Annotated in this window: 30 protein-coding genes and 1 other annotated feature; of the genes, 13 read left to right on the top strand and 17 right to left on the bottom strand. The window is 44.0% G+C overall.

Features of this window, described 5'->3' with window-relative positions; translation table 11 throughout:
- Positions 1–18: 18 nt before the first annotated feature.
- Positions 19–597 carry a cyclic nucleotide-binding domain-containing protein gene (locus ABLT31_RS08535; protein ID WP_367750698.1) on the top strand — a complete coding sequence of 193 codons (579 nt, stop codon included), beginning with the start codon at positions 19–21 and terminating at the stop codon, positions 595–597.
- Positions 597–965 (top strand): 3'-5' exonuclease, encoded by a 369-nt coding sequence (locus ABLT31_RS08530; RefSeq protein ID WP_367751349.1) that lies wholly within the window; start codon positions 597–599, stop codon positions 963–965. Before ABLT31_RS08535 ends, ABLT31_RS08530 begins: the two co-directional genes overlap by 1 nt.
- A gap of 33 nt (positions 966–998) precedes the next feature.
- Here the strand turns inward: ABLT31_RS08530 and ABLT31_RS08525 are convergent, their stop codons facing one another.
- A complete protein-coding gene (locus tag ABLT31_RS08525) occupies positions 999–1,154 on the bottom strand; it encodes a YycC family protein (RefSeq protein WP_367750696.1) in 156 nt (51 codons plus the stop codon).
- A 92-nt stretch (positions 1,155–1,246) separates the two neighbouring features.
- On the opposite strand from ABLT31_RS08525, the gene ABLT31_RS08520 reads away from it, so the two are divergent.
- From ABLT31_RS08520 to ABLT31_RS08505, 4 genes are all read left to right on the top strand, one after another.
- On the top strand, positions 1,247–1,783 hold the full coding sequence (locus ABLT31_RS08520) for a type 1 glutamine amidotransferase domain-containing protein (RefSeq protein WP_367750694.1): 537 nt from the start codon (positions 1,247–1,249) through the stop codon (positions 1,781–1,783).
- Between the two features lie 80 nt (positions 1,784–1,863).
- Positions 1,864–2,217, top strand: a complete 354-nt coding sequence (locus ABLT31_RS08515) for a flagellar protein (protein WP_367750692.1) — start codon at positions 1,864–1,866, stop codon at positions 2,215–2,217.
- 118 nt (positions 2,218–2,335) lie between these two features.
- On the top strand, positions 2,336–2,518 hold the full coding sequence (locus ABLT31_RS08510) for a hypothetical protein (RefSeq protein WP_367750689.1): 183 nt from the start codon (positions 2,336–2,338) through the stop codon (positions 2,516–2,518).
- A gap of 98 nt (positions 2,519–2,616) precedes the next feature.
- A complete protein-coding gene (locus ABLT31_RS08505) occupies positions 2,617–3,087 on the top strand; it encodes a DUF2062 domain-containing protein (RefSeq protein ID WP_367750688.1) in 471 nt (156 codons plus the stop codon).
- 49 nt (positions 3,088–3,136) lie between these two features.
- Here ABLT31_RS08505 and hemG read toward each other — a convergent pair whose 3' ends face one another.
- The 7 genes from hemG to ABLT31_RS08470 all read right to left on the bottom strand — a co-directional run bounded on the left by hemG (position 3,137) and on the right by ABLT31_RS08470 (position 7,617).
- Positions 3,137–4,249, bottom strand: a complete 1,113-nt coding sequence (hemG, locus tag ABLT31_RS08500; RefSeq protein ID WP_367750686.1) for a protoporphyrinogen oxidase — start codon at positions 4,247–4,249, stop codon at positions 3,137–3,139.
- Positions 4,197–4,556 carry an NAD(P)-binding protein gene (locus ABLT31_RS08495; RefSeq protein ID WP_367750684.1) on the bottom strand — a complete coding sequence of 120 codons (360 nt, stop codon included), beginning with the start codon at positions 4,554–4,556 and terminating at the stop codon, positions 4,197–4,199. The genes hemG and ABLT31_RS08495 overlap by 53 nt, the downstream gene beginning before the upstream one ends.
- 18 nt (positions 4,557–4,574) lie before the next feature.
- Positions 4,575–5,498: a ferrochelatase gene (gene hemH, locus ABLT31_RS08490; RefSeq protein WP_367750682.1), complete on the bottom strand. Its 924-nt coding sequence runs from the start codon at positions 5,496–5,498 to the stop codon at positions 4,575–4,577.
- A 13-nt stretch (positions 5,499–5,511) separates the two neighbouring features.
- A complete protein-coding gene (hemE, locus tag ABLT31_RS08485) occupies positions 5,512–6,555 on the bottom strand; it encodes a uroporphyrinogen decarboxylase (protein WP_367750680.1) in 1,044 nt (347 codons plus the stop codon).
- A 149-nt stretch (positions 6,556–6,704) separates the two neighbouring features.
- Entirely contained in the window at positions 6,705–6,878 is a 174-nt protein-coding gene (locus ABLT31_RS08480) for a hypothetical protein (protein WP_367750678.1), read from the bottom strand.
- A gap of 63 nt (positions 6,879–6,941) precedes the next feature.
- The gene (locus tag ABLT31_RS08475) at positions 6,942–7,316 is read right to left on the bottom strand and encodes a hypothetical protein (protein ID WP_367750676.1); all 375 of its coding nucleotides are present in this window, start codon (positions 7,314–7,316) and stop codon (positions 6,942–6,944) included.
- Between the two features lie 88 nt (positions 7,317–7,404).
- A complete protein-coding gene (locus ABLT31_RS08470; RefSeq protein WP_367750674.1) occupies positions 7,405–7,617 on the bottom strand; it encodes a hypothetical protein in 213 nt (70 codons plus the stop codon).
- A gap of 104 nt (positions 7,618–7,721) precedes the next feature.
- On the opposite strand from ABLT31_RS08470, the gene ABLT31_RS08465 reads away from it, so the two are divergent.
- Positions 7,722–8,036, top strand: a complete 315-nt coding sequence (locus tag ABLT31_RS08465) for a hypothetical protein (RefSeq protein ID WP_367750672.1) — start codon at positions 7,722–7,724, stop codon at positions 8,034–8,036.
- A gap of 206 nt (positions 8,037–8,242) precedes the next feature.
- Here the strand turns inward: ABLT31_RS08465 and ABLT31_RS08460 are convergent, their stop codons facing one another.
- Positions 8,243–9,001: a class I SAM-dependent methyltransferase gene (locus ABLT31_RS08460; RefSeq protein WP_367750671.1), complete on the bottom strand. Its 759-nt coding sequence runs from the start codon at positions 8,999–9,001 to the stop codon at positions 8,243–8,245.
- A gap of 226 nt (positions 9,002–9,227) precedes the next feature.
- Here ABLT31_RS08460 and ABLT31_RS08455 point away from each other — a divergent pair, with 226 nt between their 5' ends.
- Positions 9,228–11,039 (top strand): monovalent cation:proton antiporter family protein, encoded by a 1,812-nt coding sequence (locus ABLT31_RS08455; RefSeq protein WP_367750669.1) that lies wholly within the window; start codon positions 9,228–9,230, stop codon positions 11,037–11,039.
- 86 nt (positions 11,040–11,125) lie between these two features.
- Here the strand turns inward: ABLT31_RS08455 and ABLT31_RS08450 are convergent, their stop codons facing one another.
- Both ABLT31_RS08450 and leuS read right to left on the bottom strand, forming a co-directional pair.
- The gene (locus ABLT31_RS08450) at positions 11,126–11,263 is read right to left on the bottom strand and encodes a hypothetical protein (RefSeq protein ID WP_367750667.1); all 138 of its coding nucleotides are present in this window, start codon (positions 11,261–11,263) and stop codon (positions 11,126–11,128) included.
- A 142-nt stretch (positions 11,264–11,405) separates the two neighbouring features.
- Positions 11,406–13,850, bottom strand: a complete 2,445-nt coding sequence (gene leuS / locus ABLT31_RS08445; protein WP_367750665.1) for a leucine--tRNA ligase — start codon at positions 13,848–13,850, stop codon at positions 11,406–11,408.
- Between the two features lie 64 nt (positions 13,851–13,914).
- Positions 13,915–14,125 (bottom strand) — a binding site (T-box leader).
- A 159-nt stretch (positions 14,126–14,284) separates the two neighbouring features.
- Between leuS and ABLT31_RS08440 the strand changes: the two genes are divergently transcribed.
- From ABLT31_RS08440 to ABLT31_RS08430, 3 genes are all read left to right on the top strand, one after another.
- Positions 14,285–14,449 carry a hypothetical protein gene (locus ABLT31_RS08440; protein WP_367750664.1) on the top strand — a complete coding sequence of 55 codons (165 nt, stop codon included), beginning with the start codon at positions 14,285–14,287 and terminating at the stop codon, positions 14,447–14,449.
- Between the two features lie 168 nt (positions 14,450–14,617).
- A complete protein-coding gene (locus ABLT31_RS08435) occupies positions 14,618–15,574 on the top strand; it encodes a hypothetical protein (RefSeq protein ID WP_367750662.1) in 957 nt (318 codons plus the stop codon).
- Positions 15,575–15,965: 391 nt separating this feature from the next.
- Entirely contained in the window at positions 15,966–16,400 is a 435-nt protein-coding gene (locus tag ABLT31_RS08430; protein ID WP_367750660.1) for a DUF2621 family protein, read from the top strand.
- A gap of 56 nt (positions 16,401–16,456) precedes the next feature.
- On the opposite strand, the gene ABLT31_RS08425 is transcribed toward ABLT31_RS08430, so the two are convergent.
- The 4 genes from ABLT31_RS08425 to ABLT31_RS08410 form a co-directional block, all read right to left on the bottom strand.
- Complete coding sequence (locus ABLT31_RS08425; RefSeq protein WP_367750658.1) at positions 16,457–18,112, bottom strand: protein O-GlcNAcase; 1,656 nt, start codon at positions 18,110–18,112, stop codon at positions 16,457–16,459.
- Positions 18,113–18,217: 105 nt separating this feature from the next.
- Positions 18,218–18,901 (bottom strand): zinc metallopeptidase, encoded by a 684-nt coding sequence (locus ABLT31_RS08420; RefSeq protein WP_367750656.1) that lies wholly within the window; start codon positions 18,899–18,901, stop codon positions 18,218–18,220.
- Positions 18,902–18,941: 40 nt separating this feature from the next.
- Positions 18,942–19,364, bottom strand: a complete 423-nt coding sequence (locus ABLT31_RS08415) for a MerR family transcriptional regulator (RefSeq protein ID WP_367750654.1) — start codon at positions 19,362–19,364, stop codon at positions 18,942–18,944.
- 195 nt (positions 19,365–19,559) lie between these two features.
- A complete protein-coding gene (locus ABLT31_RS08410) occupies positions 19,560–20,054 on the bottom strand; it encodes a YhcN/YlaJ family sporulation lipoprotein (protein ID WP_367750652.1) in 495 nt (164 codons plus the stop codon).
- Positions 20,055–20,206: 152 nt separating this feature from the next.
- On the opposite strand from ABLT31_RS08410, the gene ABLT31_RS08405 reads away from it, so the two are divergent.
- A complete protein-coding gene (locus tag ABLT31_RS08405) occupies positions 20,207–20,638 on the top strand; it encodes a cell wall hydrolase (RefSeq protein WP_367750651.1) in 432 nt (143 codons plus the stop codon).
- Between the two features lie 13 nt (positions 20,639–20,651).
- Entirely contained in the window at positions 20,652–21,206 is a 555-nt protein-coding gene (gene gerQ, locus ABLT31_RS08400; RefSeq protein WP_367750649.1) for a spore coat protein GerQ, read from the top strand.
- A 61-nt stretch (positions 21,207–21,267) separates the two neighbouring features.
- Here gerQ and ABLT31_RS08395 read toward each other — a convergent pair whose 3' ends face one another.
- Both ABLT31_RS08395 and ABLT31_RS08390 read right to left on the bottom strand, forming a co-directional pair.
- Positions 21,268–21,414 carry a hypothetical protein gene (locus tag ABLT31_RS08395; RefSeq protein WP_367750647.1) on the bottom strand — a complete coding sequence of 49 codons (147 nt, stop codon included), beginning with the start codon at positions 21,412–21,414 and terminating at the stop codon, positions 21,268–21,270.
- A 26-nt stretch (positions 21,415–21,440) separates the two neighbouring features.
- Entirely contained in the window at positions 21,441–22,571 is a 1,131-nt protein-coding gene (locus ABLT31_RS08390) for an esterase/lipase family protein (protein ID WP_367750645.1), read from the bottom strand.
- Positions 22,572–22,718 lie beyond the last annotated feature (147 nt).

Here is a 22,718-nt window from a genome sequence, read left to right as displayed (position 1 = left end):
AGATATTGGGGGAAACCGATGGAGCTAGTGAATCAGAAGCAATTTTTAATAGAACACCCGATCTTTCAGATGTTGAACCAAGATCAAATGGATCGGCTGCTGAAGGAAGGAGAACTCCAGCTTATCACAAAACATCATTTTGTCATTCATGAAAAACAAGACAACCAGAACATTTTTCTTCTTTTACAGGGGGTGGCGAAAAATACGTTTATCAACGACCATGGTGAGGAAATGGCTGTGCTGTTTTACCATCCTGGTGATTTAATAGGGATCATTTCGGCCGTTACGCACCGTAAAACGCAGTTTGCTGTACAAGCGTTGAGTGACCTGCACCTCTTGCGCCTATCCCATGACTTATTCTCGGAAATTCTAAGGGAGAACCTGGCCTTCTCCGAAAAAATGGTTCGAATGGTTAGTCAACGATTAGATAATCTTTATGAAAAACTCCAAGAAGAGTCCTCATATGTCGCACATGGTTTGGATACTTATCCGTATCGGAAGAAAATCGGCGAAATCATGAGTTCTCCTGTACATACCGGGACACCAGATGAAACGGTGCTGGAGCTTGCCAAGATGCTCCTCCCGCTCTTGTCGTAATTCATAAGTTTCTACAGTTTATTGAGGGTCATTATATAGTGGCACATTGCGCGGATTTTGACCTCAACTTTATAAATATTCAATTAAAAAGATATGTCCGTTCCCGGATATTCAATCCTGCCATCGATACGATGACATTAGCCTATCATCTTCATCCCACTCAAAAGCAACATCATTTGGACCATTTGCTTGAACAATACAGAATACCCATTCGAGATCGCCATCACGCTTTAGAGGATGCGAGAATGACTGCCCAACTGTTTATTAAGCTGATGGACCAGCTAGAAAGAAGAGGAATTACCACCATAAGGGGCTTAGATAATTACATTAAATCAATGCATATTCTGCATAATCATCCTTCTTTATAAACAATAAGGGTTTGCTCGAATGAGCCAACCCCATTATTTTTCCTCTTTCTTATCCTCTGTTTCCTGACTGATCTCCATTAGCTTTTTCATTAATATGTGTTGAGGCATATGCATCAACTGTTCTAGGGGTACTTTCAGCTTTTCTGCCAATTTTATAGCCGTCTCAGGGGATATTTGCAATGGTTTCACCGCTTGCCCTCCTCTCTCTTGTCATCATCCCTCATTATACCAAAAAATTTGATATAATAATCCAGAGACTATACTTATAGGAGGCTAACTGCATGCGCTTAGCAAATAAAAAGGTAATTGCCCTTGTAGATCATGATTTTGAAGACTTGGAGCTCTGGTATCCTGTCATGCGGCTTCAAGAAGAAGGTGCTACAGTTCATCTGGTGGGACCTCAGGCAAAAGAGTCCTATAAAGGGAAATACGGTGTGCCCGCTGTTGCTGATTACTCGTTTTCGGACATTGATCCTGCCAATTATCATGGGATTCTAGTTCCAGGAGGATGGGCACCAGATAAGCTGAGACGCTATACGGAAGTAATAGAGCTGGTAAAGTGGATGGATAAGCACCAAAGGCCAATAGGACAAATCTGCCATGCCGGGTGGGTATTGATTTCCGCTAAAGTGCTTCAAGGCCGTAAAGTGACCAGCACCCCAGGCATCAAAGATGATATGGAGAATGCTGGTGCCATCTGGCTAAACGAACCGGTTGTTATAGACGGCCACTTCATTTCCAGCCGTCGCCCGCCTGATCTTCCGCCTTATGCGAAGGCATTTGCTGATGCATTAGCCGCAGATGGAACAAATGACTAGTATACTTCCTTCTATTTCTGATATCAGTTGAAAGTTCGAACGAAATCCTCTAGCATAAAGGAAAGGGGGAATCTTCAGCCATGAGTCTATCGAACTGTCCAGAATGTGGAAAATTATATGTCCGTACGAGAATCGATATGTGTCCCGATTGCATCAAAAAAATTGAAGAAGACATTACGCAGTGCTTGACCTATTTGCGAAGTCATCCAAGCAGCACCATTTATGAAGTGAGTGAAGCAACAGGCCTATCCGTCAAAAGAATCACTAAATTCATCTTAAAAAAGCGTATTGTCCTTGAAGATTACCCCAACATGGACTATCCTTGTGACCGCTGCGGTACGCTTATCCGAGCAAACCGGGTTTGCGTTGATTGCTACCAAAACATCAACTCGCTGGTCCAGACCTTTAAGAATAAAAATAGAATAATCAAATAACAAAAAGCTACTTCTTAAAAGTAGCTTTTTTCATTTTTTCAAATATACCTGTATAGAGTCGCTCCTCCAAGTAAAAGCTATAAATATGCTGATAATTATTGGATGGGAGTTGACAATAATGATAGATTACATTGTACAGCCAAGACAAAGATTTGTAGCCATGCCTTCGGAAATGAATGAACAGAAGTATGTCGTTTACGACAGTTTATTGGAACAGTCCATCGGCTATTCCCATACTTCTCTTCAGCCCTGTATGGAGATGGCTTCACACCTCAACCGTTTAGTGCCAAATTTTGAATAGTCCCTTCCTTGTTTTTGCCCTCAATCCTGATTCATAGAATCAGCTCACCTTGTTTGATATAATAGGTGAAATGATAAACAAGGTGGGTGAATTAGGGCATGAAGCTGAAACGCAGATTGAAATACAACTTACTTCGCTTATTTCGTTTAAAGGCCGGTCCCCACCAGGTTGCTATGGGCTTGACATTAGGCTTTGTTCCTAATTGGTTTCCCACTTTTGGTTTGGGACCCATGCTTTCCATCAGTCTTGCCAAATTAACCAGAGTAAATCTCATTGCAGCTGTCATTGGTGGGATCATGGGTACCCCCATCTGGCCAGCCCTATTTTTCTTAAACTATAAGGTTGGTAGTCTGGTTTTTATGGAGCCGAGCAAAGTCAGTGATCTTCATGATGTAGAGTATCTGGAAGCCGTAGACGATACGGTTGAGGGCATGCATTCCGGAGGATTACAGTATGTCACAGGAACGCTCCTAAATGTTTTGCTTTCATCCGCATTTATTTATATTTCCGTCTATATGCTTTTTAGAAAATATAGACTACATATCTTGTCTAAATTGCGATATTGGTAGCCAATTAAATAAAAAACTCTGATCCGTTCTCAGAGTTTTTTATTTATGGTTAAGAAAGATGCTCAAATACCTTTAAAGCCGCTTGCTTTCCTTGCTGTATGCAATCAGGTATGCCTACACCTTCATATCCCGCGCCGGCTAAAAGGATGCCTGGACGCTTTTTTTCGAGTTCCTCGCGCAGCTGACGTAGTCTTTCAAGATGATTCACTCGATATTGAGGCATCGATTCCTTCCAGCGCGTAATGCGATAAAAAATCGGCTGTGCCGTTAGTCCCATTATTTCTTTCAGGTCTTTTCTCACTTTTCCCATGATCTCTTCGTCAGTAAGGGTAATGGCGCTTTGATCCCTGGAATGACCCATATAACAACGAAGCAATACTTTATCAGAAGGAGTAGATTGTGGCCATTTAGATGAGGTCCACGTACAAGCCGTTATGCTTCTGCCCTCGTTTCGCGGGATGACAAAGCCCGAACCGTCAAGCGGATGATTGATGTCCTTCCGGTTAAAAGCAAGAGCGACATTAGCTACTGACACATACGGGATCTCAGAAAGACAAGAAGCCATATCCACATCCTTAAGCATTTCCCTTGTCGCAAAAGCAGGACTTGCCAGGATGATCGCATCAGCCAATGCCTTCTCTCCATTTCCCATCAGGATTTCGTAGCCGGTCTGTCCTGCAGTAATTTGCTGAACCGATTGATTCGTTTGGATGTCCACTCCGCTTAATTCCTTGACCAGTGATTTGACCAACGTCTCGAGGCCATTTCGATAGGTAAGAAACATGCTTTGTCTGGCGGCTTGAGGGAGTATTGCCTGGGGTTGAGGGGGTGCTCCCCCTCCCTTTCGACTAAACAACATTCCTTTGATAATGCTTCCGTATTTTTTTTCAATGGCTTTAAACTGAGGAAAAGTTGCATCAAGACTAAGCATCTGTGTGTCGCCCGCATAAATCCCAGAAAGAAGCGGTTCTGCAATGTTTTCTGCTACTTCCCGGCCTAATCTGCGCTGAAGGAAAGCGCCAAGGGCTTCATCTCCCTCTTCTTTCCTTGCCGGAATCAATAAGTCCAGACCGGCCCTTGCTTTCCCTAGTGGGGAGATTAATCCTGTTTTAATAAAGGGGGACAATTGGGTCGGTATCCCCAACACCAGCCCGGGAGGCATTAAATGAAGTCAAGTTCTTTTTGGCCTTCGGATATGTTCCTACCATTTCATCTTGCAGACCCAGCTCGATAGATAAGTCCATTATGGCAGGCTTGCGGGCTAAAAAAGAATCCGGTCCCTTTTCGATAACAAAGCCTTCTGCTTGCTCTGTCTGGATTTTGCCGCCTAGTCGGCTGCTTTTTTCGATTAAGGATATGGAGAAAGGAAGCTGCTCCTCCTTAACCTTCTTTTGTATGTAATAGGCGGCAGTGAGTCCAGTGATGCCTCCGCCAATGACCATAATGTGTTTTTGTTGTTCTTCCATCATATCTATCCTCTAGTCCGTTTAATTTAATTGCTTCATGACGGCACGGGACAATGCTTCTATAAACAGCGGATCCGAGTTTAAAGAAGCGGTTCGTTCTAAATGAATGCCTAGCTCTCTCGCTAGCTTCTGGGCTTCAATATCGATATCATAAAGCACTTCCAGATGATCACTTACAAATCCGATTGGACTAATAATCAAGTCCTTAACTCCCTCATCCTGCAGAGCCTTCATTTCGTCCAATATATCAGGGCCAAGCCAAGGGACCGCTGTTTGTCCTGCGCTTTGCCATCCATTGTCCCAATTGGACACGCCTGAACCCTCTGCGACAGCTTGAGCTGTTTCTCTCAATTGTTCAGGATAAGGATCGCCAAGCTCTAAGATTTTCTCTGGCAGACTGTGGGCAGTAAAAAGGACTTTCACTTCTTGTTGCTTGTCGGTTGGAAACCTGCATAGAGCATCCTTGACTCTTTGGACAAGCGCCTCTATAAATGAAGGCTCTAAATGGTAGCTTTTAACACAGGAGAGATGAATATGATGAGCCTGTGCTGCTTCTAAAGCCGTCTTATTGTATGTACCCACACTCATAATGGAATAATGGGGTGCCAATACGATGCCCACCGCGCTGGAAATGCCGTCTTGCGCCATTTGCGCTACGGCTTCCTCAATGAAAGGATAGGCATGCTTCATGCCTATATAAGCGTGAAAAGAATATTCATCAGATGTTTCGTTTAGTTTTCTTTCCAACTCACTTACTTGGCTTCTGGTAATTTCATTGAGCGGGGATACCCCTCCAATTGCTTCATAACGTTCAATAAGTTCCTGAAGCTTTTCTGGAGAAGGAGGATTTCCTCTTCTAATATGCGTATAATAGGCCTCAACCTCATTCAAACTGGAAGGCGTACCGTAGGCCATAACGAGAAGTCCTAGCTTTTTTTTACTCATGCCAATCCCCCTTCTACTTGCTTGCGATTACACCGGAACTGTAATCATGGATAAAATCAGTCAGGCGTTTCAGCATGTCGCCAGGCACCTCGGGGAAAATTCCATGTCCAAGGTTAAAGACAAATCCAGGCGTTTCTAGTCCTTGATCAATAATTTGTTTGGCCCGGGCTTCAAGAACAGGCCATGGAGCAAGAAGAAGAGTCGGATCCAAATTTCCTTGCACAGCATAACGGTCTCCAATTCTGTTCCGTCCCTCCGGAATGGAAACCCGCCAATCTAAACCGATGACATTAGTATCTAAATCGTTCCAATACGGAAGAAGCTCTCCTGATCCTACACCAAAATAAATTTTTGGAGCTGGAAGATCCTTAAGCTGGCTGAAAATTCGCTTCATGGTTGGATAAACGTATGTCATATAATCAACTGGTGCAAGGGCTCCAACCCAACTGTCGAAAATCTGTACTGCCTTTGCCCCGGCTTGAACCTGGGCTTTCAGATATGTAACAACCATATCCCCTAACTTTTCCATTAGGTTGTGCCATACTTCCGGATGAGAGTACATCAATTGCTTAGTTCGAATGTAGTTGCGGGAAGGACCGCCTTCAACCATGTAGCTGGCCAAAGTAAAAGGAGCCCCAGTAAACCCGATTAGGGGAACCTTTAATTCTCGGGCTAAGATTTTTATCGTTTCTATTACATGCGGCAGATCTTCCTCTGGCTCAAGAGCCCGCAGACTATTGATATCCTCAGCCGTACGGTAAGGAGTTTCCAGGACGGGACCTCTCTTTTCAATAATATCGAATTTCACGCCCATCGGACCTAGGGGTACCATGATGTCAGAGAATAAAATCGCGGCATCGACTCCAAGCTGCTGTACGGGAAGGATTGTTACTTCTGCGCAGAGCTCAGGAATTTGGCAGATTTCTAAAAGACTATATTTTTTACGGATCTCCCGATATTCCGGCTGGTATCTTCCTGCTTGACGCATATACCACACGGGGACACGGTCGATCTCCTTTTTCATACAGGCATTGATAAATGTATCATTGAAACTCATGTTAAATCCTCTTTTCTGTCATTTTCGCTACCATTACCCATTATGACGTTTTTGCAATAAATTAACAAGGTAGAGCGATTTTAGTTATGTGACATTTTTTCAACATTCGTAAAAGGCGGCCTTCCTGGTAGGCCGCCTGTTTCGTATATCTATTCGTAATTTCCTGTTCTCGTATCATAGGGACCAGGGTTAGGGACTACAGGGGGATTAATGGTTTCAGGCTGGTTTGTTTCACGCGTCTCATGCTGATGAATAAGCCCAGCCATATGAGTTCCGATGTCTCTTAATTCGGCATTGAGATTCTTGGCTTTCTTTGTATTCAACGGGTAGGACCTCCTTATTCAAAAGATGAAATGAGTTACCTTAAAAAGAGAAGGTTTTCTTCTCTACCGGTTGTTTCCTCGGTTCATCAAATTACGATCTTCCTGGATGAAATTATTATCGTAAATGGAACCATTGTTTAAACCCATTTCATTACCTAACCTGCCATTGTTATTATAATCGAAGGCCCGATTGTTTAGGATTGTACCTCTTCCGTTATCCCCAAGCGGTGTTGTTCGACCTGTTGTATCAAAATTACGTCCCTGGAATTGGTTCGCGCGGCCTGTATAATCATTTACATTGTATACCCCATCATATTGATTCACATCGGCTCCCCGGTCTACACCGCAACCGGTTAACAATCCAACAGCCAATAAACTAACAAAACTTAGCGGTTTAAAAATACGAGTGAAAATACTCTGCTTTTCTCGCTTATTCATGAAAAAACCACCTTCCGCTAATTCACTCCATATCTGCTGTTGGAGTGTAACTATAGGATGTGGCTTCTGAAAAAAAGTATGTCTGTTATTAAGCACCAAACTCCGTCTGCAGCTTTTTCCGTACAAGAAATTCAATTTTCAAATCCTGATACGTTTGGTAGCGAAGACACTTATTGAACTCTCCATGACAATAACGGTCGATAAGTTCAGTTTCCTGCTTTAAATCTTCGTCGGTGGCTTCGCAGCTTAGTTGGACGGAGAATAGCTTCTGATGTTCTGTATATAGAGGACAGCTTTCCATTTCCTCACCTTCCCAAGCACACACTTGTAGTCTATAGTAGCATCTTTTCCAACTACAAAACCACGTAAACATGGTGTATAATTTGTTTATCGGAGGGTGGAGAAATGAAATTCAACTTTATTTATGACGATCGGATCGAGCTGGAGATGCCGGTTATTTATGTGCCGATAGAGCAATGGAATCCGGAAGAAACTGCAGAGTTTTTTGATAAAACACAGGGAATTAGTTCCAAGATCCCTGCCAAGATTCATGAGTTTGATAAGCGTTATATGAAAAAGTACGAAGAACTCCAGCATCAACCGGAAATGTTTTTTGAAATCATGGAGGAACTAAATGACCTGTCAGGTAAAATCAGCGAACTGAACGTCCTATACCTTCGAATTGAAGGGACGTTTCTTCATGCTGGCGGCCATTTCTAATCCATGTCTGCTTGCTGACGTAAAAACAGCACAAGAAAGGAAGCACTGGCTCACATCCATGAACTAGTGCTTCCTTTTTTTACTGTTTCAGAAAGTTTAAGTTCACTAAAGCAATAAAGTGAACAAACTTTCTGAAACGCATAAAAAACTTCCTCTTAAGGCGGTCTGGCTACTCTGAAAATAACTTCGCTTTCGGAAAATTTTTTTTATTGGTCAGTGTTCTGCTTCTGGCAAATAAAGATGATCCGCGGTGAACCCTCTTGCTGATAAGGACTTGCCTGGTAGTCTCCGAATAAGTGGAGAATTTCCAACCCTTGTTTGGTCAGCATCGACTGAAGTTGGCCTGCGCTGTATAACTTCACTCTTTCCTCATAATGTCTTGGGCTTTCGCCTTCTTCTTTAATGATAATCTGCTTCTGCACAAAACCATCCGAAATCGATCTTTGCTGTATAATTTCTAGCCCGCCTTGCTTGCTGTGGGAAGAAGGTGCGAGATGAGCCCGCAGATAGTCTGGGTTGAGATAATCAAATAAAAATAACCCGCCTGGTTTTAAGGCCTTATGAACCTGTTGGAAAATCTTTTCGTTTTCCTCATCTTCCACAAAGTAACCGAAGCTTGTGAACAAGTTAAAGACAAGATCCATTTCTTCAACAAAAGGGATTTCCCTGGCATCGGCTCGCATGTACAAGACAGGAATATTCAGCGAGTGCCGTATCGCTTCCTGCAGCAAGACAGCCGAAAGATCTACACCGACTACACGCAGTCCCTGCTGTGCCAGCCAGCGGCTATGCCGACCTTGCCCGCAGCAAAGATCCAATGCTCTTTGACCTGGCTGAATATGAAGAAAAGGAATAAGGCTTTCCAACTCTTGTGTTGCTTTCTGCTCGTCACGATGTGCATATATTTTCAAATAATCCTCCTGGAAGGATTTCTCAAACCACTCTGTCATTCGTTCTTGATTCATTGCCACCACAACCCTTTCCCCTGCTCCGCTCCTGCAAGATGACTCTTCTCATAGATCGTCCTCCTTTAGGAAAAAATAAGGTAATCTCTATCCTCATTATACAACATCATGACCGTTTAACCATCTGACTGTTTAGTTAAATGTTCTTAATTATAGAAAAAAAGGTGTATTTTCTAAACCATGTATTTTAAAATATGGCTGATGTCTTAAAAAATGGAGGAAGATAATGGAAGAACATCACTCGCTGAATTCGTTAATGATAGTCGTTACCCTTTCTTTTCTTATTCCGATCTTTCTGGACAGAATACGCTGGCGCTTTCTGCCTGTAGTCGTTGTAGAAATTATGGCGGGGATCTTGCTCGGAAAAAGCGGATTAGGAATAATTAATGATGATGAATGGCTAAACATCCTTTCCACGCTGGGGTTCATTTACCTCATGTTCTTAAGTGGCCTGGAGATTGATTTCGACTCTTTCAACGTAAAGAAAAAAACAACCGAAGCAAATCCTCTAAAGGTATCGTCAATCACTTTTTTATTTATTTTAGCGATTTCCGCAATGTTTGGTTTTGTCTTTCAAGCAATGGGCTTTGTTTCGGATGGGATCTTCATGACCCTCATTATTTCGACTATATCCCTGAGTATTGTTGTACCGATCTTAAAGGATAAAGGCATTACGAATACCCCTTATGGACAGTCGATTTTATTGACAGCCGTTATCTCGGATTTTGCCACGATGATCCTGCTGGCAGTCTATGTTGCCCTGCAGGCGGATAATCTGGCTAAGCCTTTGCTATTGTTGATCTTATTTGTGGTTGTATTCTTTTTCTACCGCTTTATGATGCGGTTCAAGAAAGGAAAGGTCATTGAGCGGATTTCTCGTGAGAGTGTGCAATTAGGAACAAGGGGAGTATTTGCACTCATCTTATTTTTTGTCGTATTGTCGGAAGAAGTAGGGGCAGAAAGCATTTTAGGTGCTTTTTTAGCAGGAGTGCTTGTTTCCTTGGTTTCTCCAAAGAAGCAATTTACCCATCAATTGACATCTTTTGGCTTTGGATTTCTCATTCCGATTTTTTTCTTTATGGTAGGAGCTACGTTAGAACTGCGTGAGTTGTTTCGGGATATGGAAGCCTTGATGATCATTCCCTTAGTTTTATTCAGCTATTTTGCATCGAAATTTTTCCCGATCCTTCTTTGGAGAAAATGGTTTTCCTGGAAAGAAACATTGGCAGCCGGCTATTTGCTCCCCTCTACATTGAGTTTAGTCATTGCCGGCTCTGCCATTGCGCTGGAAATGGAGATTATTACGCATACGGTTCAGGCTGCTCTCATTTTAAGTGCCGTCATCTCCACGATCATTTCTCCGATCCTTTTTCAAAAGATCGCACCGGAGGAAAAAGAACAAGTCAGCAAACGAATTTCACTCATTGGGGCAAATACGATTAATCTTGCGTTGGCGAAACAGCTTCATCAGGATGGCTATAGCGTTACGATGTTTACATCAGATGAAACCCTGCTTGATCCTCAGAGACAATATCCTTTCGAATCGCGAGTAGTCGATAACCTTAATTCCGAAACGCTAGAAAAGTATGGTGTGCTTGAAAGTGATTATGTCGTCGTGTTTACAAGCGATGAGAAGCTGAATATCGAGCTTGCGAATTGGGCTAAGCTTGCACAGGTGGATAATGTAATATGCCGCATTGACTCCGAGGAACGCCTTGAGGGCATCACAGAAGGAGTTCAGCCCTTCTCTACCTATTCATCAAATCGAATCTTGCTTCAAGCGCTGATTGAACATCCGTCCCTCTTTCGATTCTTGCAGACAGATCAATCCTTGCAGGAAGTGCAGATTAAAAATCAGCGGCTTCACGGTAAGCTGATCAAAAATCTTTCTTTCTTAGGCGACGCTCTGGTGATTCGGATTTACCGGGAGAATGACATGATCGTTCCGCATGGAGATACACAGATTTTGTTAGGGGATGTCTTGCTCATAAGTGCAGAACGGGAGTTAACAGAAGATATTAGGCGTGAATGCGCATAGCAAAAGAGGCTGAAATCCTTTCAGCCTCTTTTGTTGGTGCAGACACTTGTTCTTCTGTTCACTATCTCACATGGCGTAAATAGGTATCACTCCAACGCGTCGTAATCATGCGGGCAGGGAAGGGAACTGCTTAAATAATCATCAGGATCATCCCCTGCAAAACAAAGGTCGCAAACTCCCCCATGCAATATGAAGGGAGCCCCGCAGCATGAGCACCTGTCCATGAGACACCTCCTTGTGGGATGGTTATTTCTCTTTAGTATATGGAACCGAACTAGAAACATGTCTGTTAAAGAATTCACGTAAACAGCAAGAAAAGCGAGCCGAGGCATGACTGCCTTGGCTCGCTTTGATATTAAAAATGATTTACCCGACAACGATATTCACCAGTCTATCAGGAACAACAATGAACTTGCGAATCTGTTTACCCGTAATGGCTTCTTGGACAGTTTCCAAAGCTGCTGCTTTTTCTTTGAGGGCTTCTTGATCCGTCCCTTTCGCGATGACGAGACGATCTTTGATTTTTCCATTCACTTGAATGACGATTTCAATCTCATTGTCTACTGTGAGCTCTTCCTTATATTGAGGCCATGGCTCGTAGGCTATGGTTTGTTTATGTCCCAAACGGCTCCAGAGTTCCTCTGCTAAATGCGGAGCTAACGGAGACAGCATAAGGACAAAAGCTTCCATCGCTTCTTTAGGCAAGTTTTGCTCCTTGTTTGCTTCATTGAGGAATACCATCAGATGGCTAATGGCCGTATTAAAACGAAGTCCTTCAAGGTCGTGAGAAACCGCCTTAATGGTTTTATGAACCGTACGGTTAAAGGATTCAGAACCAGGGGTATTGCTGATCTTCGGATTTAGGTTTCCGTTGTCTTGAATGAATAATCGCCAAACGCGGCTCAGGAAGCGGTGAGAGCCCTCTACCCCATTGACATTCCATGGCTTTGAGGCTTCCAAAGGTCCCATAAACATTTCGTAGATCCGTAGTGTATCTGCACCGAAATCATTCACAATATCGTCCGGATTTACGACATTGCCGCGAGATTTACTCATTTTTTCGTTATTCTCGCCCAAGATCATCCCTTGGTTTACAAGCTTTTGGAAAGGTTCCTTCGTATGAACCACGCCAAGATCATAAAGAACCTTGTGCCAGAAACGCGCATAAAGCAAATGCAGTACAGCATGCTCTGCCCCGCCGATATAGAGATCTACAGGAAGCCAGGTTTGCTGCTTTTCCTTTGAACAGATTTCCTCATCGTTGTGCGGGTCAATATAGCGCAGGTAGTACCAGCAGCTTCCAGCCCATTGTGGCATGGTGTTCGTTTCTCTTCTTGCCTTCATGCCGGTTTCGGGATCGACCGTATTAACCCATTCTTCGATATTAGCCAATGGGGACTCTCCCGTACCGGAAGGGCGGATGGCATCCGTTTCCGGCAAAACAAGCGGTAATTGATCCTCAGGTACCGGTTTCATGCTGCCGTCTTCCAGATGAAGAATAGGGATCGGTTCACCCCAGTAACGCTGTCTGCTGAACAGCCAGTCTCTAAGACGGTAAGTTACTTTCTTTTTCCCCTTGTTATTTTCCTCCAGCCAGCTAATCATTTGAGAGATCGCTTCTTTGTTGTTTAAACCATTGACGATGCCTGAATTGACGTGTGGTCCGTCACCGGTATAAGCTTCTTCTTCCACATTTCCGCCGGATACAACCTCAATGATCGGAAGATCGAACTTTTTCGCAAACTCCCAGTCTCTCTGATCGTGGCCAGGGACTGCCATAATCGCTCCGGTTCCATAACTCACTAGAACATAATCGGCTACCCAAATAGGCAATTTAGCTCCGTTCACAGGGTTAATAGCATAGGCACCCGTAAAGACGCCAGTTTTATCTTTGGCCAAGTCTGTTCTCTCAAGGTCACTTTTTCTGGACGCTTGTTCAAGATAAGCTTCAACCGCTTCTTTTTGTTCAGGAGTAGTGATCTCTGCTACCAGTCTATGTTCTGGAGCCACCACACAGTATGTAGCGCCAAAAAGCGTATCAGGACGCGTTGTAAAGACGCTTAAAGTGCCTTCATGTCCATCGATGGGGAAATCGAGCTCTGCACCTTCGGATTTCCCGATCCAATTCCGTTGCATATCCTTAATGCTTTCAGACCAATCCAGCTCCTCTAAGTCTTCAAGCAATCTTTCAGCGTAAGCGGTAATCCTCAATACCCACTGTCTCATCGGTTTGCGAACAACAGGATGTCCTCCGCGTTCACTTTTGCCATCAATGACTTCTTCGTTAGCGAGAACTGTCCCTAATGCCGGGCACCAATTTACAGGAATTTCATCTACATACGCTAACCCTCTCTTGTACAACTGAAGGAAAATCCATTGCGTCCATTTGTAGTAAGAAGGATCGGTAGTGGAGATCTCCCTGTCCCAATCATAAGAGAATCCCAATGATTTTATTTGTCGACGAAAGTTGTCGATGTTTTTCTTCGTTATCTCGCGAGGGTGTTGACCTGTATCCAGGGCATGCTGTTCCGCAGGCAAACCGAAGGCATCCCAGCCCATGGGATGAAGAACCTGATAGCCTTTCATGCGCTTGTAACGGGATACAATGTCTGTAGCCGTATATCCTTCTGGATGCCCAACGTGGAGCCCTGCTCCCGATGGGTAAGGAAACATGTCCAGCGCATAGAATTTTGGCTTATCGGGTTGCTCCACCAGCTTAAAGGTTTTGTTTTCCTCCCAATATTGCTGCCATTTTTTTTCAATTTGACGGTGATTGTAAGTCGTAGGGGAATTTGCTTGTTCCGTACTCATAGCTACCTCCAGTAAACGTTGATTGATAAACAAATAATAAAAAACCCCCCATCCTTAGCTTAATGCTAGGGACGAGAGGCTGATTCTCCCGCGGTACCACCCTAATTAGTACAATGTACTCACTTTCCACCCTTAACGTAGGCTAACGGCAGGATTTACTAGAGTTCAATCCTGCAGCTCCGAGGTGAGTTCCCTGTCCTCTGCGTTGACTCGCACCATCCGTCAACTCTCTGCATGCTTCGGTCACACGTACTATTCCTCGTCATCGCTATTGAGAAAATAATGTATTAAAAACTAATAGATACATTTTATTGTTTTTTTAATAAACCTGTCAATATAAGTTTTTCCATGATGTATATATTTATCGTCAATTCCTCTTGGTTTTAAACACAAAGAGTGCAAATACTATTAAGGGAAAGAAAGGAGGAGATGACATGCCAGATATCCAAGCGGGAAAAGTAGAAATGACTGAACAAGAAGCTGAACGGCAAGCCCAAGGAAAAACCTTTGCCACGAACGATACGATTGGGTTTATGCGCGTAGATGAGCTGGGAGAGACCCATGATGAACCGGCTGACATGCATTTAGGAAGGTCTTAAAAGCTTGAATGATCCAAAAGAAGAGGGCTTCTCCCCTCTTTTTCTTCTTCTTCTCCTTCAGCCCGGTAGCTGACATAAGAAATTGCCTTGGACTCAAGGATAGGAATCTCTATCCGCAATTGCTAAAATAGGAGAAAGACAAGAGAGGTTCCGGGAGGAGAAGTTCCAATGCTGAGTCTTGAAGAAATTAAAGCGAATATCTTGAGGCTAGAACCGAAGGAAGGAATAAAGCTCGCCATTCGGGCGGAGATACGAGCTTTGCCTAATATTTTATTAAAAGGTGAAGAGCTTCGGGTTGTTACACTGGGTTCTTACCAGGAAACAAATGGAATTATGGTGGCCACGAACCATCGGATTATTTTTGTGGATACGCGTTCCTGGACTCCTTTTCCTTTTGCTGCCCTATTTTCGATTACCTACAAATCATCCATTGAATTTCAGGATGGAAATCGGATGGGGAGTATCCTGATGGATGTCTCTAGCAATAAAATAATCATAAATAAAGTACCTGCAACTGGGGCCAACTTTGTACGCCTGATCCAGCAACAGCTCGATCATTATAAGCCCGATGACCGATTTGTCAATAATGGGAAGAAAGAAAGTTCACAGGCGACAAAAAGCAGCAAACCGGTTTATTTGTCTGTAGCTTCCATTGTCTTGCTTTCTATCTTATGTTACTGGATATTCCAAGGCGAAGCTAGGCCTGCTGCTTCATCTTTTGGGATGACGGCTTCTGAGTTTTCCGATCAGTGGAATCAATCCGGAAAACAGAACTTGCCTGACCCAACGATCGTGGAGAATGGGAAGAATAAGTCATTTACTCACTATTTCACGGATGAGCTTAAGCTCGTAGGATTCTTGGCGAAAGATGGCAATGTGCAAAGGGTCATGATGATGGGCAGCGACGAGGAAGCGGTTCCTAAGCTGATTGAACAAACCATATCCACTGTTCAACCGCAGTTAGCCGAGGGTGAAAAGGCAGATTTAGTCGTAAAGCTAGGTCCTATGCCAGATTCCGATAAAGTAAAGCAAGATCGACAGATCATTCATACAGGAATACGGTATTCCATTACTCATTCCGAGAAAATTGGCATCATTTTCGAAGCAGCCGTTACAGGAAATTAGTACGGATAGGTATCTCTCCCCTTCTGAAATTCGCCGATTTGTGATATAATTTTTAAATATCAGTGAAGGGAGAGGATTACATTGCATACGTATTACTGCCTTGTATGCGGAAAATTAAAGCAGGGCGATGTCCATCGTATTGAGTTAAATGTATGTGAAGAATGTTCTCCCCCGGAATCAGAAGAGGATACGCGCTGCCCCACCCTTGGTGCTGGGTAATCTTTTTTGCCTGTCATTGTGGTGCCTTCGTTTATATAGTGACAGGAAGAGGAAACTTGTAGCGTTTTCCCTATCTAGAAATCAAAAAAAAAAAAGATGACGGATAGGGAATGGCAATCGCCAAGTTTTCCTAAAATACATATAAGAATTTTGCAGAAAGTGGTGTTTAATAATGTCTTCCCTATTTGGATCATTTATTATGATCTGGATGTTAGTTCTTGTTTCCCTATTCTTTATCGGCGGATACTTTATGTTCCGTAAGTTCCTTAAGTCTATGCCGAAGCAGGACGGTAAGTCCGATCTGGATTGGCAGGACTTCTATATTGACCAAACAAGAGCGCTTTGGACGGAGGATACTCTGCATTTGCTTGATGAACTGGTAGAACCCGTGCCCACACTGTTCCGGGATGTGGCCAAGCGATCAATCGCCGGGAAGATCGGCCAGTTGGCAATGAATGAAAAGGCAACGCAAATTAACCAGGATTTGGTGATCAAGGGCTATATCCTTGCTACACCGGCAAGGGACCATAAGTGGCTAGTGGCCCGCCTGAAGGAGAAACAAATTGACTTCACAGCCTACCGAAATCATCTTAAGGTAAAAGTATAAGCGAAGGGTGTCCAAGCGTGTATGACTTGGCACCCTTTTTTTATTGTAGTACAGGCTTACTTCTTGATTTGGTCGATGAATTCACGACTAATCAGATAAGGGAAAAAGCCGAGTGCTTTAACTTGGTTTTGATAAGTCTCTTCTATCATCCTTTCGGCTTCTTCAGGAGACTTTGCCTCCAGCACGCTCAAAAGAAACTGAAAATCCTCCATCACTTTTTGAATCCACGGCAACATCTCATTTCGCAGCTTAACATTCTCCAAATGAAGCAATTGCTGGGCCTGTTCCTGGTATTCTTCTACTATCCTTTTGAAGCTCTGATGCGATTGGGGATCCTGTTGCCACTTTCGCTGATGCTCAAGCCACTTGGTGAGCAGCTTGCTCCCGGGAAGAGGAGATAATACAGATTGGTTAATACAATCGCTGATATGGATGAAAGGGTGAGCCAGGCTATCGCCGACTATAGACTTTACGGCAAATTCGAAGCTTTCTGATGGTTGGTATGCAGCCGGATTCCATAGGTAATGGGCAATTGTGATCAAAGGGATTAAAGATGCTTCGGGATACTCCATGACATTCGCAATGAGACCTGTTGAATGCAAGTAAAGCAGCGGATGCCGATTCAAAAACGGTCCAATATGCATTTCGTCGCGCATATTGGCATCGTTGACCGGGTAGTTATCCCAGAACAAAGGTTGATGTCCCGTTTGTTCATAGAAAATTCGCGCTTCCCGGATATCGATTTCGGGTGAACAAATCGTTCTTCCCGTCCAAAGAATGTCTACCTCTTCGGGAACCTCCTGTCCTAACCGACGAATATACTCTTCATCACCTTTACCAAAATACTGTGTGGGACAGACAACTAGAGAATTGCCTTCATCGAGTTGTTTGAGTTTAGCAAACACCTTTTGGATAAAGTGGATATGGGCGTCCGTTAAGCTCGGAAATGCAGCCCGATCTGATTCATGAAAAAGGCTCAAAGGAATATCATCAAAAAATAAACCGAAATGGCGAACACCGATATCATACACCTGTTTATATTTATCGAAAAGAAGGTTGGCATGCTCATTGGACGTATATTGGATCGATAATCCGGGACTCACTGCAAAAATCATGTCCACATGGTATTTCTGGCAGTCATAGGCTAAACTCGACAGTTGTCCTAGCTCCTCAGGAGGATAAAGGCTATCCCATTTGTCGCGATGATACCGATCATTTTTGGGAGCATACACATAGGTGTTCATTTTTTGCGAAGAAAGGATGCTCAGTGCGCGTTTCCTCTCCTCCAGTGACCACGGGGAACCGTAATACCCTTCAACAATGCCCCTTCGCTTCATTCGAGGCTGGTCTAAGATCCATCCTTCATTAAGAGGCGACTGAAGCAACTGGCGCCAGGTTTGAAAAGCATAAAAGTATCCCCGAGCTGACGGGGCGTATATCCAAACGGCAGCCTTTTTTTCACTAACCTTCCTCACTTCAAGGAAATACCCTTCCGCCAGCGTTAAGTATTGTTTTTCCCATTGGAAATGGGGATAGGGCGGAATTTTTTCAGTGTATACCTCAACAACAACTTCTCCTTCTCTGAAAGATACATGGTGTTCAGTTATCCATGACTTCCACCACCCCTGTTTATCGAAATATTGGATCGTGGCGATTGCACCGATCGATTGGCCTTCCTCCACCTTTGCAGGCCTGGGATAAACATGCTTCATTCTTCTCCTCCTCGTCAAACCGCCTTTTGATTTTATAGTTCCCAAGAAACGGCTTTACCGCGCAAAAAGACCTCTCTAAAGTGAGAGGTCATCTTTTTTTGTCTATTAATCTTCTTCACGGCTACTAAAAATCCAAAGGTATTCAGCAAGCTGCAATACAGACATTAAGGCGGCAGCTACATAGGTTAAAGCGGCAGCCCCAAGCACTTTGCTTGCCCCTCTTTCTTCGTTATTGCGGATAAAGCCCATTTTGACCATAAGATCTTTGGCTCTTGAACTGGCATTGAACTCAACAGGAAGGGTCACAACCTGGAATAGAACCGCTGCACTGAATAAGATAATACCGAGCAGCAATAAACCTTGCATCTTAAAGAAAAAACCGCCGAGCAACAATAAAGGCGCAATTCCTGAAGAAAAGTTAACCACAGGAAATATTCTGTGTCTTGCCACTAGCATCGGATATTTTACCTTATCCTGAATCGCATGCCCCACTTCATGGCAGGCTACAGAAACCGCTGCAATGGAGCTTGACCCGTAGACAGAGTCAGACAAGCGAACCGCCTTGGCAATCGGGTCATAATGGTCAGTAAGGCTACCGCGAACATGCTGGACGGGAATATGGGAAAGGCCATTGGCATCTAGCATTCTTCTGGCTGCTTCCGCTCCGCTCATTCCGGATGAGATGTGAACATCTGCATATTTCTTAAAGGTCCCTTTCACGCGGAATGAAGCCCACATGCTCAGCCCAAAAGCCGCTAAGATTAAAATGGTAAAAGGCGTAAAGAACATTAGGTTTATCCTCCTTTAGATAGCATGATTCGTTAGTTTTTTATAGTGGAACCTCGCCTAAAAGAATGGCTATCGTGTGATATAGTGAAGTTCCTTGGATGGAGATTTGCTTGGTCAACACTTTTAGCTGCTTTTCATTCAACTGGGAAAGCAGCGGCTTAAGCTTGAGAACCTCTTTTTCCAGCTTCCTCATCTGTTCCTGTATCTCATGGATTTTTTGTGAGACATCCTGGGCAGGGATATCGCAATGATCTAAGGTATCGAGTCTTTCTTTAATCTCTTCCAGGGATAATTTTTCCCTTTTAAACATTTCTATCAGCTTCAGCCGTTCTAAGGCATTCTCTGTATAATATCGATACCCCGTTTCCGACCGTTTAGGATCGAGTAGTCCCATCTGGGTATAATAATCAATTGTTCTTTTGGATACTTTGGCGATTTCAGCCATCTCTCCTATCCTATACATCGCCCCAAAGCAGACACCCCCTTCCTTCACGGTTAATTTAATTTTACCAATACCCATACTGTACAGTCAAACGTTTGGGTGGTAACGGATGGCTTTGATAATACATACGAAAATCATTAACAGAGGTTTCATGACAGAAAAAAAATCTTGCTCCCTTCTTTAGATAAGAGGATAGAGCAAGACCTTTTTTCCAATTTATTTGCGATCCCGTAGGAACTTAAAATCGTTTTCCAAATTCTTAATCGTTTTTCCTTCCGATTCAATGCTATCTCGATGTAGGATCGCTACCCGATCATACCAATCAGGGTCAGAGCTGGCTTGCACACGATAGTTCGGCATTTGCTCTTTTAGCTTTTGTTCCAGTTTCGTTTGCGCTTCCAGCGGATCCACATTCTCTTTTACCTTATACCCCATAAGTGCTTCTTTTCCGTAAACAACAATTACAGGTTCGGTGATCTCAGGGATTTTTCGGACGGCTTCCTGCATTTTCAGCGAGGCGGAATGGTTGAAGCTCTTTACCTCTTGCTTTCCAGCACCGGGTACGGTCGTTTGAGCCTTCTCTTCTGTTTGTTGGGTCGTTTGCTTTGTGGCTTTTTTGTCGTCCCCGCCTTTCGCCTCATCCTTATTTCCGCAGCCTGCCAAGGAAGCGGCAAGCAAAAGGGTCAGCATGGCTACTGCGTATCTTGGCATTGAAATCCTACCTCCCATGGAATGGTGATTTCCTTCCTCATAGTGTTTCATTGTATAAGTTTTCCTATGTAAACAAAAAAACGTTCTAGGCGAGTCACCAAATTCAGTGTTCTCAATATCATGTAATTGTGATGAAAAAGTGAGGTGACGCTATGGCGGTAGTCAAAGCCCGAGAAGAGGATGTCAGGCTTTTAGCCAGATTGTTAAGGGCTGAAGCTGAAGGGGAAGGCGAGCTTGGGATGCTGATGGTGGGCAATGTGGGGGTAAACCGGGTTCGAAGCGCCTGCCTTGATTTTAAGGATATCCGCACGATCCCCCAGATGGTTTACCAGCAACCGGGTGGTTATGAAGCGATCCAAAAACCTTATTTCTACCAAAAAGCCAGAGAGAGTGAACTCCGATTAGCCCGGCGGGTCATCAAAGGTGAAAGGGTCCATCCCTCCGAGTTTAGCTTATGGTTCTTCAAGCCTTCCGGAAATTGTCCGCCTCAATGGTGGAACCAATGGAATTCAGGGCGATATAAAGCCCACTGCTTCTACAAGCCGACAGGCCAAGATTGTCCCGATGTTTATAATGCCTACTAAGGAGTGACTTTACATGCAGGAGTTTAATAGCGAAGAGTACACAAATAGCCGTCAAACGGCAGTAAGCCCGTATGGAATGTATGGGTACGGAACAGGTACCGCACCGAAGCCAATGCCCTATGCTCAAGGGATGTATCCTGGCCAAACTTATGGTTTTCCTTCCCAGCCCATGGGAACGGCGCCTGTTTTTCCGCCACAGCCAGCCGGCGCCACCATTCCGGGCATGATGCCTTCACCGACACAAACTGCTCCATCCATTCCGGGAATGCTTCCCTTAGAGCAGTCCTATGTTGAAAATATCCTCCGCCTCAATAAGGGAAAACTGGGAACTTTCTACTTTACCTATGAAAACAATAACCAGTGGAATGCAAAGGTCTACAGGGGGAGAGTAGAAGCAGCAGGACGCGATCACCTGATCTTGAGCGACCCCCAGACTGGACAAAGATTTTTGCTGCTCATGGTTAACTTTGACTATGCAACATTTGATGAGGAATTAAACTACGAATATCCTTTTGGCGGAACCTACGGGGGAGTAAGCCCTGTGCCAACAACAACACCTCCAAGATAAGCCTCAATAAAGAGAGGGTGGATCCCAAGTCAAATATCGGACTTGAGTACCACCCTCTGTTTTATCGTTCTTCAATCGTCTGTATGACCTCCCACCCCTCGGCCATTAAAATTTCAAATAGCGTCAGGGATGCTGGAGTTAGGATAAATTCCTTCTCTTCGGACGTCCCATCTTCTTTCTCTAGTTTGATGATGTGTTTGGCGTACATATTTTCGCTCCTCCCCTGTACTAAACCTACTGGACCAGTCCTTCCATGACCCATTCATGGGCAATGCGATCATATAGAAGATCTAGATGGTTTAGCGGCAAGACCGTCTTCCGTTTGATTTGTTTATCGTCTTCTGTCAATCCGTCTGTATAAAGCACACTATCGACAAAAACGAGACCATCACTCGGACCATCCCACTCGGTGCAAAGTCCCCGAATATGCGAATGATTGCCGGCAAGAATATGCAATTCAATTTCCCTGTCTATCGGGGATTGTAGCAGTTTATTCATAAAATTTCCACTCTCCGCCATGGCAGTTTCAATACCGCGAGAATGGATGAGCCAGTTTCTTCCCCCGTAATATAAGGTTTGCGCTGCGGACTGGATAGGATAGTGTTCATCCCAGCGAAATAATAGCTGAGATAAGCCTGGAAACGCCCCTCCTTCTTTATATAAGCTATGCTCGGTGGTATCGATATATTGACCGTACCATAGCATTTCATCGACAGATAAAGGAGCATTGAAGTTGAGCAGCTTCACCCACCAATTCGGAATCACATGTCGAAAAGGGTAGTCCAAGCCGCGGTTTGGCGTCCCCAGCATGATGTATTTTTCTACTTGCCCTTCATGGTCGGCGTCCCAAGTTTTTCCAAGTCCGGCTAAATAAGCCCATGCGGAAATCCCCCCTTTGCTGTGTGCAATGAGGTCGATCTTGCTGCCGCCCGTAAGCTCTTGGATTCTTTTGATGACATTATTCAATTGGACCGCTTGCAGAAGATTGTCGCCGTGCGGATGGGCAAATGTAACGGCATATATGGGTCTGTCACATGTCTTTAAGGCATGTATTAACCCCTTTTTTTTGTCCAAGGACTCTCCCCAAGACAAATTCGCATCATGGCTAGCGCCATGTACAAGTAAGAGAGGATTCCCCGCCGATCGTTTTTCTACCTCCAAATGATGAAGCAGCACTTCACTCGAATGGGGCGTGGAAGATTGGAATTGGCTGATGATCTCTTCCTCTCTCCACTCGTTTGCGGTAATGAATTTTTCTTGGATAAAGCATTTTTGCAGACCCTGGATATGCTCTGTCCAAGACCAAAAACGACAATCATAGGATCGAGATAAAACCACATACGGCTTGTCCAACTGGCTTTCCATGTTCGTTCCATCCTTTAGGAGAAATTTAGTCCAATTTCTACCCATTTTTGCCCTTTTCACCCACTGTCTATCCTACTCATTAAAAAAACCGTGCGGGACGGATTTCTTTCAAAACAGGAATCGTATATAATGTTAAAAATACATAGA

This window comes from Ammoniphilus soli, assembly GCF_040813775.1.
This window is presented reverse-complemented; position numbering and strand designations above follow the sequence as displayed.

What these genes read in the sequence shown, in the direction of transcription:
- ABLT31_RS08410 (WP_367750652.1), bottom strand. Translation starts at nt 20,054, where the DNA reads ATGCCAAGATACGCAGTAGCCATGCTGACCCTTTTGCTTGCCGCTTCC.
- hemG (WP_367750686.1), bottom strand. Translation starts at nt 4,249, where the DNA reads ATGCCTCCCGGGCTGGTGTTGGGGATACCGACCCAATTGTCCCCCTTT.
- ABLT31_RS08430 (WP_367750660.1), top strand. Translation starts at nt 15,966, where the DNA reads ATGTCTTCCCTATTTGGATCATTTATTATGATCTGGATGTTAGTTCTT.
- ABLT31_RS08515 (WP_367750692.1), top strand. Translation starts at nt 1,864, where the DNA reads ATGAGTCTATCGAACTGTCCAGAATGTGGAAAATTATATGTCCGTACG.
- ABLT31_RS08415 (WP_367750654.1), bottom strand. Translation starts at nt 19,364, where the DNA reads ATGTATAGGATAGGAGAGATGGCTGAAATCGCCAAAGTATCCAAAAGA.
- ABLT31_RS08450 (WP_367750667.1), bottom strand. Translation starts at nt 11,263, where the DNA reads ATGGACAGGTGCTCATGCTGCGGGGCTCCCTTCATATTGCATGGGGGA.
- ABLT31_RS08395 (WP_367750647.1), bottom strand. Translation starts at nt 21,414, where the DNA reads ATGTACGCCAAACACATCATCAAACTAGAGAAAGAAGATGGGACGTCC.
- ABLT31_RS08435 (WP_367750662.1), top strand. Translation starts at nt 14,618, where the DNA reads ATGCTGAGTCTTGAAGAAATTAAAGCGAATATCTTGAGGCTAGAACCG.
- ABLT31_RS08470 (WP_367750674.1), bottom strand. Translation starts at nt 7,617, where the DNA reads ATGGAAAGCTGTCCTCTATATACAGAACATCAGAAGCTATTCTCCGTC.
- ABLT31_RS08405 (WP_367750651.1), top strand. Translation starts at nt 20,207, where the DNA reads ATGGCGGTAGTCAAAGCCCGAGAAGAGGATGTCAGGCTTTTAGCCAGA.
- ABLT31_RS08420 (WP_367750656.1), bottom strand. Translation starts at nt 18,901, where the DNA reads ATGTTCTTTACGCCTTTTACCATTTTAATCTTAGCGGCTTTTGGGCTG.
- ABLT31_RS08455 (WP_367750669.1), top strand. Translation starts at nt 9,228, where the DNA reads ATGGAAGAACATCACTCGCTGAATTCGTTAATGATAGTCGTTACCCTT.
- ABLT31_RS08440 (WP_367750664.1), top strand. Translation starts at nt 14,285, where the DNA reads ATGCCAGATATCCAAGCGGGAAAAGTAGAAATGACTGAACAAGAAGCT.
- hemH (WP_367750682.1), bottom strand. Translation starts at nt 5,498, where the DNA reads ATGAGTAAAAAAAAGCTAGGACTTCTCGTTATGGCCTACGGTACGCCT.
- ABLT31_RS08475 (WP_367750676.1), bottom strand. Translation starts at nt 7,316, where the DNA reads ATGAATAAGCGAGAAAAGCAGAGTATTTTCACTCGTATTTTTAAACCG.
- ABLT31_RS08505 (WP_367750688.1), top strand. Translation starts at nt 2,617, where the DNA reads ATGAAGCTGAAACGCAGATTGAAATACAACTTACTTCGCTTATTTCGT.
- ABLT31_RS08390 (WP_367750645.1), bottom strand. Translation starts at nt 22,571, where the DNA reads ATGGAAAGCCAGTTGGACAAGCCGTATGTGGTTTTATCTCGATCCTAT.
- ABLT31_RS08520 (WP_367750694.1), top strand. Translation starts at nt 1,247, where the DNA reads ATGCGCTTAGCAAATAAAAAGGTAATTGCCCTTGTAGATCATGATTTT.
- leuS (WP_367750665.1), bottom strand. Translation starts at nt 13,850, where the DNA reads ATGAGTACGGAACAAGCAAATTCCCCTACGACTTACAATCACCGTCAA.
- ABLT31_RS08465 (WP_367750672.1), top strand. Translation starts at nt 7,722, where the DNA reads ATGAAATTCAACTTTATTTATGACGATCGGATCGAGCTGGAGATGCCG.
- ABLT31_RS08535 (WP_367750698.1), top strand. Translation starts at nt 19, where the DNA reads ATGGAGCTAGTGAATCAGAAGCAATTTTTAATAGAACACCCGATCTTT.
- gerQ (WP_367750649.1), top strand. Translation starts at nt 20,652, where the DNA reads ATGCAGGAGTTTAATAGCGAAGAGTACACAAATAGCCGTCAAACGGCA.
- ABLT31_RS08510 (WP_367750689.1), top strand. Translation starts at nt 2,336, where the DNA reads ATGATAGATTACATTGTACAGCCAAGACAAAGATTTGTAGCCATGCCT.
- ABLT31_RS08495 (WP_367750684.1), bottom strand. Translation starts at nt 4,556, where the DNA reads ATGATGGAAGAACAACAAAAACACATTATGGTCATTGGCGGAGGCATC.
- ABLT31_RS08425 (WP_367750658.1), bottom strand. Translation starts at nt 18,112, where the DNA reads ATGAAGCATGTTTATCCCAGGCCTGCAAAGGTGGAGGAAGGCCAATCG.
- ABLT31_RS08460 (WP_367750671.1), bottom strand. Translation starts at nt 9,001, where the DNA reads ATGAATCAAGAACGAATGACAGAGTGGTTTGAGAAATCCTTCCAGGAG.
- hemE (WP_367750680.1), bottom strand. Translation starts at nt 6,555, where the DNA reads ATGAGTTTCAATGATACATTTATCAATGCCTGTATGAAAAAGGAGATC.